Origin of the sequence: Magnetospirillum sp. SS-4, from assembly GCF_902729425.1 — a bacterium.
Taxonomy (GTDB): domain Bacteria; phylum Pseudomonadota; class Alphaproteobacteria; order Rhodospirillales; family Magnetospirillaceae; genus Phaeospirillum.
The window spans coordinates 272,364-278,734 of the sequence record NZ_CACVCH010000081.1 but is presented as its reverse complement, the minus strand read 5'-3'; the positions used below and the strand labels follow the sequence as shown (position 1 = coordinate 278,734).

Below are 6,371 nucleotides of genomic sequence, written 5' to 3'. Positions count from 1 at the left end.
AGCCCCCCAATGGGACGAGCGCCCGAAAGGCGGCACCTATCCCATGTCAACGGCAGCGAAAGCGGCCTGGTCCGGACGGCCGGCGGCAAACCGCCATACCGGCGGCGTCTTCTCCTGGTCCGGCGATGGCAGGGCTATCAGCGAGCCCGACACCGTGCCAAAGCCGTCGGGACGGCGAAAGCACATGGCCGGCGTCTCCTCCGACGGGTTGCCGACGCCGCCGGCATCGCTCATCAGCCCGATCCAGCCGCTCCAGTCGCCGCCATCGGGATGGTTCGGGTCGGGACGGGGCGGCGGCGCGGCGGCGAAGCGGTCAAGATAGGCATCGATGCGCGGACTGGTCCGGTCATCGAGGTCGAGCGCGCTCAGCATGTGCAGGCCGGGAGCGATGGTCAGCGCGGCGATCCGTTCGCCGTCGGACCGCAGCCAGAAGGCGTCGCGGCTGTCGGCCACCACCATGTTGAACGGCCGGTAGGCTCGGGCCGCCAGATGCGACAGCGCATCGGCGGCGTCGGCGGCGTCGGCGTGGTCGAGCGCCTCCAGCACCAGTTCGCCGCGCGACCGCTTGCCCGGCGCCGGCCCCAGGGTGCCGACGCGGTTGAGAATGGCGGCGACCACGCCCGCATCGTTCATGCCCAGCCACGATCCGCCGGCCAGGCTGTCCTGGCCGGCGATCACATCGGGCCGGTCTCCCCACCAGCGGCCGGGGGCAAGCCAGGGGCGATCCGCCATCTCGTCGCGATTGGCGGCGACGATCAGCGGCCACAATTGGGTGGGGCGGCGAAGCAGCACCAGGGTGCACATGGGCAGGATTTCCGATATTGACGCGGTTGGCCCCCCTATATACTACGGGTAGCCACCCGCAGGAGGAGCGCCAGCCCATCATGACCGTGTTCGACGATCGCGAGAAGGCCTTCGAGGCCAAGTTTCACCTTGATCAGGAGATGGAGTTCAAGGTGAGGGTCCGCCGCGACAAACTGCTGGGCCTGTGGGCGGCCGACAAGATGGGCATCAGCGGCGACGCCGCCCGGACCTACGCCCTGTCGGTGGTCGACGTGGAATTCAACGGCAGCGACCACGATTGCGGCCACAAGGTGCTGCGCGATTTCGGAGCCAACGGCATCGCCATCGGCGAGGACGAGATTCGCCATCGGATGGCGGTGCTGATGGAAATCGCCCGCGAGCAGATCTACGAGGAAATGTCCACCGGATCGCACGGCGCCAGGCCGACATAGTCGGCCTCGATGTCGGCGGCGTGTTCGGAATAGAAGCAAAAGCCGTTGCGGCCGGAATGCTTTACCCGGTACATGGCCACGTCGGCCGCCTTGCAGACGTCTTCCATGCTGGCCCCGTCATCGGGGAAGATGGCGATGCCGATGGAGGCCCCGACCCGGCATTCATTGCCCATGTACAGGATGGACTTGGCCAGGGCATCGATGATCTTGCGCGCCACCATGGCGGCCTCGGCCGGGCGGGCGATCTCCTCGACCACCACCACGAACTCGTCGCCGCCGACCCGCGACACGGTGTCGGAACCGCGTATGCACACCGACAGGCGGCTGGCAACCTCGCGCAGCACCACGTCGCCGGCCTCGTGCCCCAGGGTGTCGTTGATCGGCTTGAACTTGTCGAGATCGACGTAAAGCACCGCCATGCGGCCACCGTGGCGGCGCACGCGGGCCAGGGCGTGATTGATGCGGTCGTTCAGCAGGTTGCGGTTGGGCAGGCCGGTCAGGTTGTCGTGATGGGCCAGACGCTTGATGCGCTCCTCGTTCTCCTTGCGCTCGGATATGTCGCGCAGGATGCCGGTGAACAGGCGGCTCTTGCCGTGGCGCAGTTCGCTGACCGATATCTCGATGGGAAACATGGTGCCGTCGGCGCGACGGCCCAGGCTTTCCACCGCCCGCCCCATCAGGCGCTGGTGACTGCCGTCGAGGTACTGGCGAAACATTTCCTGGTGGTGGTCGCGCAGGCTCTCGGCCATCAGCACGCCGAGATGCTGGCGCACCAGCTTGCCGGGAGGATAGCCGAACATGCGGTCGATGGCGGGATTGGCGGTCTCGATCAGTCCTTGCTCGTTGACGGTGATGATGCCCTCGGCGACCGAGGCCAGCACGCCTTGCAGCCGCTCCTCCCGCTCGCGCAGCGCCTCGGCCGAGCGAACGAATTTCGAGATGTCGCGGGCTTCCAGCAGGAACGTTTCCTCGGGCGACGGCACCACCCGGACCCGGATCTCGGCCTCGAACAGGGTTCCGTCGGTGCGGTGCAGCTTGAGCGGCAGAAAGTCTTCCTCGGCCAGCAGGTCCCAGCCGGCCTCAACCAGAAAGCGGTAATCCGCCTCGACATAATCGACGAAGGGGGTGCCCAGGGCGACATCGACGCCGCTCAGCCCCAGCATCCGGCTGCCGGCCTGGTTGATGAACGCGACGCGCCCCTCGCGCAGAATGCAGACAAGCGAGGACACAAGCTCTAGCAGCTGGTGATCGAGAACGGCAGTTCCGGGCTTCACAGCGGCCGATGAGGGCACGGTTCCCCCTGGTTCAGGTCGTCCCGATGGTCAACCATGCGGTGCGGCCTTGTCAATATGTGGCGACCGACCCCGGTCATTTAATCAATCTTTAGATACTGCGATACTTCCGCCAGTCGTCCGAACGGTGACGCGCCCTCGGCCAGGGAGAGGTCCCCCGCCCGGCGGACGCCTTCGCGGCCGAACCGTTCGCGCACCGCATCCACCAGCCACGCCTCGGCCTGGAGATGCCGCAACCGCCGCAACCGGTGCCCCCCGGCCAGGAAGGCGGCATGGGAATCGATGCCGGAAACCAGCATATCGATCCCGTCCCGCGTATTGGAAGATACCATCAGGACCGGAACCGTCCAGCCTTCATTATCGCCGCCGCCGAGGCTGAGGGCTCCTTGGACGTCGGCCATGGCCCGCCCGGCCGCCGCCCCCATGTCGGCCTTGGTGACCACCACCAGATGCGGAATCTCGGCGATTCCGGCCTTCATGAACTGAAGCGAATCGCCCGATCCGGGCTGGACGCAGAACAGCACGGTGTCGGCGACGGCGACCACGTCGGTTTCCGACTGTCCGACTCCCACCGTCTCGATCAGGACCACGTCGAACAGGGCCCGCATCAGCACCATGGCCGAAACGGTCAGCCCGGACAGGCCGCCCAGACGGTCGCGGGCCGCCATGGAGCGGACGAAAACGCCCTGATCCTCGGGGTCGGTGGTCAGACGGGTGCGATCCCCCAGCAGGGCGCCGCCCGACCGCCGCGACGACGGATCGACGGCGATGCAGCCGACGCTCCGCCCCTGCTGTCGCCAGGCGGCGATCAGGGCGTTCATCAAGGTCGACTTGCCGACGCCGGGCGGGCCGGTCATGCCGACCACATGGGCGACCGGGGCGGCGAAGGCGGCATCGAGGAGCGCCACCGTCGCGGGCGCGTCGGGGGACCGTTCCAGTTCGGCCAATCCCCGCGCCAACCCCGCCTTGCCGGCGCTCCTGATGTCGTCCAGGGTCATCGGTCTACGACATCAACCGGTTCCACCACCCCCGGCGCGGCGGATTGGCCGGAACCGGGGCGGGCGGCGGCTCCTCGGCCGGCGCGTCCACGACGGCGGCGACCGCCGACTCCTCGGCCGGCGCGTCCACGACGGCGGCGACCACCGGCTCCTCGGCCGGCGCGTCCACGACGGCGGCGACCACCGGCTCCTCGGCCGGAGCCTCGGCCTGGAGTTCGGCCAAAGCTTCAGGAGGCGGCTCGACGGCCAAGGCCACCTCCGGCACCTCGGCGGCGGCGGGTTCGGCCTTCTTGCGCGGCGCCCGCTTGCGCTTCGGCTTGTCCTCGGTCGGAACCAAATCGGCGGCGACGGATTCGGCCTTCTTGCGCGGCGCCCGCTTGCGCTTCGGCTTGTCCTCGGCCGGAACCAAATCGGCGGCGACAGCGTCCTCAACCGCCTCGGCGATGGCGACGGCCGGCGTCTCAGCCGAAGCGGCTTCTTCCCCGGTGGCGATGTCGGCGGCGGGGCTCACGGCCCCGGTTTCGGCCTCGTCCTCGGCGGCAGTCCCGGCTTCCGACTCGATTCCGGCATCCCCCTCGCCCTCGCCGTCACGGCGGCGGCGGCGGCGGCCGCCGCGGCGGCCACGGCGGCGCTTGCGCGGCTGGTCGCCGTCATCGCCATCCTCGCCACGGGCTTCCGTCCCCTCGCCCTCGCCCTCGGCTTCATCGTCATCGGCGTCGTCGTCGCTATCGGCGGCCGTCTCGGTCTCGGACTGCCCGGCGAACGAGGGGGAATCATCCCGGCCCTCCCCACCCTGGTCCTCGCCCGGGCGCCGCTTCTTGCGGCGGCGGCGGCGGCGCTTGCGTTCCGAACGTTCGGCCTCGGTCTCCGGGCGGCTGTCGCCACCGGGCGAGGCCACGCCCGCAGTCTCGGCCTCGGCCTCGGCCTCATCGTCTTCATCCTCGGCCTCGGCGACGGAATCCTCGTCGTCCTGCGGCGGACGATGGGCGACGTCATCCATGCTGACGGCGGCGCGCGGCGGCTCGTCGGGACGGAACTCCGCCTTGACGCGATCCATGCGGTAGGCGGGCGGGATCATGGAATCATCGCCGGCCAGCAGGACGGCGAAGTCGTAGCGTTCCTCGATGGCGGCCAGGGCGCCGCGCTTCTGATTGAGGATATAAAGCGCGATGGCGGTGGAAACGTGCACCGTCACCTCGGAGGAGCGACGGCGAATGCCCTCTTCCTCGATGGCGCGCAGAACATGGACGGCGGCGGATTCCACCGAGCGGACCAGACCGGTTCCGGCGCAGTGGGGGCAGGGGCTGAAGGTGGTTTCCTGCAACGACGGCCGCAGACGCTGGCGCGACAGTTCCAGCAGGCCGAAAGCGCTGATGCGGCCGACCTGGATACGGGCGCGGTCGTTCTTCAGCGCCTCCTTCAGGCGACGTTCGACCGCATGGTTGTTGCGGCTCTCCTCCATGTCGATGAAGTCGATGACGATCAGGCCGGCCAGATCGCGCAGGCGCAACTGGCGGGCCACCTCGTCGGCGGCCTCCATGTTGGTCTTGAGCGCGGTCTCCTCGATATGGCGCTCCTTGGTGGCGCGGCCGGAATTGACGTCGATGGCGACCAGGGCCTCGGTCTGGTTGATCACCACGTAGCCGCCCGACTTCAACTGCACCGTCGGACTGTGCATGGCGTCCAGCTGCGCCTCCACCTGATAGCGGTGGAACATGGGCATCACCGGGTCCTTGTAGGGCTGGACCTTCTTGGCATGCGACGGGGTCAGCATGCGCATGTAATCCTTGGCCAGGCGATACCCCTCGTCGCCGTCGACCAGCACCTCGTCGATGTCGCGGGAATAAAGATCGCGGATCGAGCGCTTGATCAGGCTGGCTTCCTCGTAGACCAGGGCGGGGGCGCTGGAACGGAGGGTGAGTTCCCGCACGCTGTCCCACATGCGCAGCAGATATTCGGAATCGCGCTTGATCTCGGTCTTCGACCGCTCCGAGCCGGCGGTGCGGATGATCACCGCCATTCCGTCCGGAATATCCAGCTCGTTGGCGATGGACTTGAGACGGCGGCGGTCGGTGGAGCTGACGATCTTGCGCGAAACCCCGCCGCCCCGGGCGGTATTGGGCATCAAGACGCAATAGCGGCCGGCCAGCGACAGATAGGTGGTCAGCGCGGCGCCCTTGTTGCCGCGTTCCTCCTTGACCACCTGGACCAGCATGATCTGGCGGCGCTTGACCACCTCTTGAATCTTGTAGTGGCGCAGCAGCTTGGCGCGGCGGCGCTCGCTCTCGGCGTCGTCGTCGCCGCCGACGGTCTCCACCGACTGCTTGCGGCTGACCTGATCGGACTCGCCCGCATCGGCCGGAGCATCCTCGACCACGCTGCCGTCGGTGACCTCGGCCACCGCCTCGGCGGCGAGATGGCCTTCGCCGACCGGCTCGACCTCGTCGCGGTCGCCGCTGGCTTCCCGCATCACCTCGGCGCGCTGGGCCGCCAGCAGGGCCTGACGGTCGGCCACCGGAATCTGGAAGTAATCCGGGTGGATTTCACTGAAGGCGAGGAATCCGTGACGGTTGCCGCCGTATTCGACGAAGGCCGCCTGCAAGGACGGTTCGACCCGAACCACCTTGGCGAGATAGATGTTTCCCTTCAGCTGCCGCTTGGCGGCAGTCTCAACATCCAGTTCCTCGAGGCGGGTTCCATTGACCACGACGACCCGGGTCTCTTCCGGGTGCGTGGCGTCGATCAACATACGCTTGACCATTAAATCCATATCTCCGTGGCGCCGCCCGCGACGCGACATGCGCATGCGAGCGGCTGTCTGATCCAGCGAAGCCGGCGCGCACGGA

The 6,371-nt window shown here is 68.2% G+C and carries 5 protein-coding genes; 1 reads left to right on the top strand and 4 read right to left on the bottom strand.

The features are described from left to right. Nucleotides 1–36: 36 nt before the first annotated feature. Nucleotides 37–804, bottom strand: a complete 768-nt coding sequence (locus MTBSS4_RS15585; protein WP_173984313.1) for an NRDE family protein — start codon at nucleotides 802–804, stop codon at nucleotides 37–39. An 80-nt stretch (nucleotides 805–884) separates the two neighbouring features. Here MTBSS4_RS15585 and MTBSS4_RS15580 point away from each other — a divergent pair, with 80 nt between their 5' ends. Continuing rightward, nucleotides 885–1,235, top strand: a complete 351-nt coding sequence (locus tag MTBSS4_RS15580) for a DUF1476 domain-containing protein (protein WP_173984312.1) — start codon at nucleotides 885–887, stop codon at nucleotides 1,233–1,235. Here the strand turns inward: MTBSS4_RS15580 and MTBSS4_RS15575 are convergent. The 3 genes from MTBSS4_RS15575 to MTBSS4_RS15565 form a co-directional block, all read right to left on the bottom strand. Beyond that, complete coding sequence (locus tag MTBSS4_RS15575) at nucleotides 1,190–2,509, bottom strand: diguanylate cyclase (protein ID WP_368667794.1); 1,320 nt, start codon at nucleotides 2,507–2,509, stop codon at nucleotides 1,190–1,192. The genes MTBSS4_RS15580 and MTBSS4_RS15575 overlap by 46 nt on opposite strands. 98 nt (nucleotides 2,510–2,607) lie before the next feature. Then, nucleotides 2,608–3,525, bottom strand: a complete 918-nt coding sequence (locus tag MTBSS4_RS15570) for an ArgK/MeaB family GTPase (RefSeq protein WP_173984310.1) — start codon at nucleotides 3,523–3,525, stop codon at nucleotides 2,608–2,610. A 4-nt stretch (nucleotides 3,526–3,529) separates the two neighbouring features. Further along, nucleotides 3,530–6,286: an Rne/Rng family ribonuclease gene (locus MTBSS4_RS15565; protein ID WP_173984309.1), complete on the bottom strand. Its 2,757-nt coding sequence runs from the start codon at nucleotides 6,284–6,286 to the stop codon at nucleotides 3,530–3,532. Nucleotides 6,287–6,371 lie beyond the last annotated feature (85 nt).

Coding starts and splice junctions, on each gene's coding strand:
- MTBSS4_RS15585 (WP_173984313.1), bottom strand. CDS start 804: ATGTGCACCCTGGTGCTGCTTCGCCGCCCCACCCAATTGTGGCCGCTG.
- MTBSS4_RS15565 (WP_173984309.1), bottom strand. CDS start 6,286: ATGGTCAAGCGTATGTTGATCGACGCCACGCACCCGGAAGAGACCCGG.
- MTBSS4_RS15580 (WP_173984312.1), top strand. CDS start 885: ATGACCGTGTTCGACGATCGCGAGAAGGCCTTCGAGGCCAAGTTTCAC.
- MTBSS4_RS15570 (WP_173984310.1), bottom strand. CDS start 3,525: ATGACCCTGGACGACATCAGGAGCGCCGGCAAGGCGGGGTTGGCGCGG.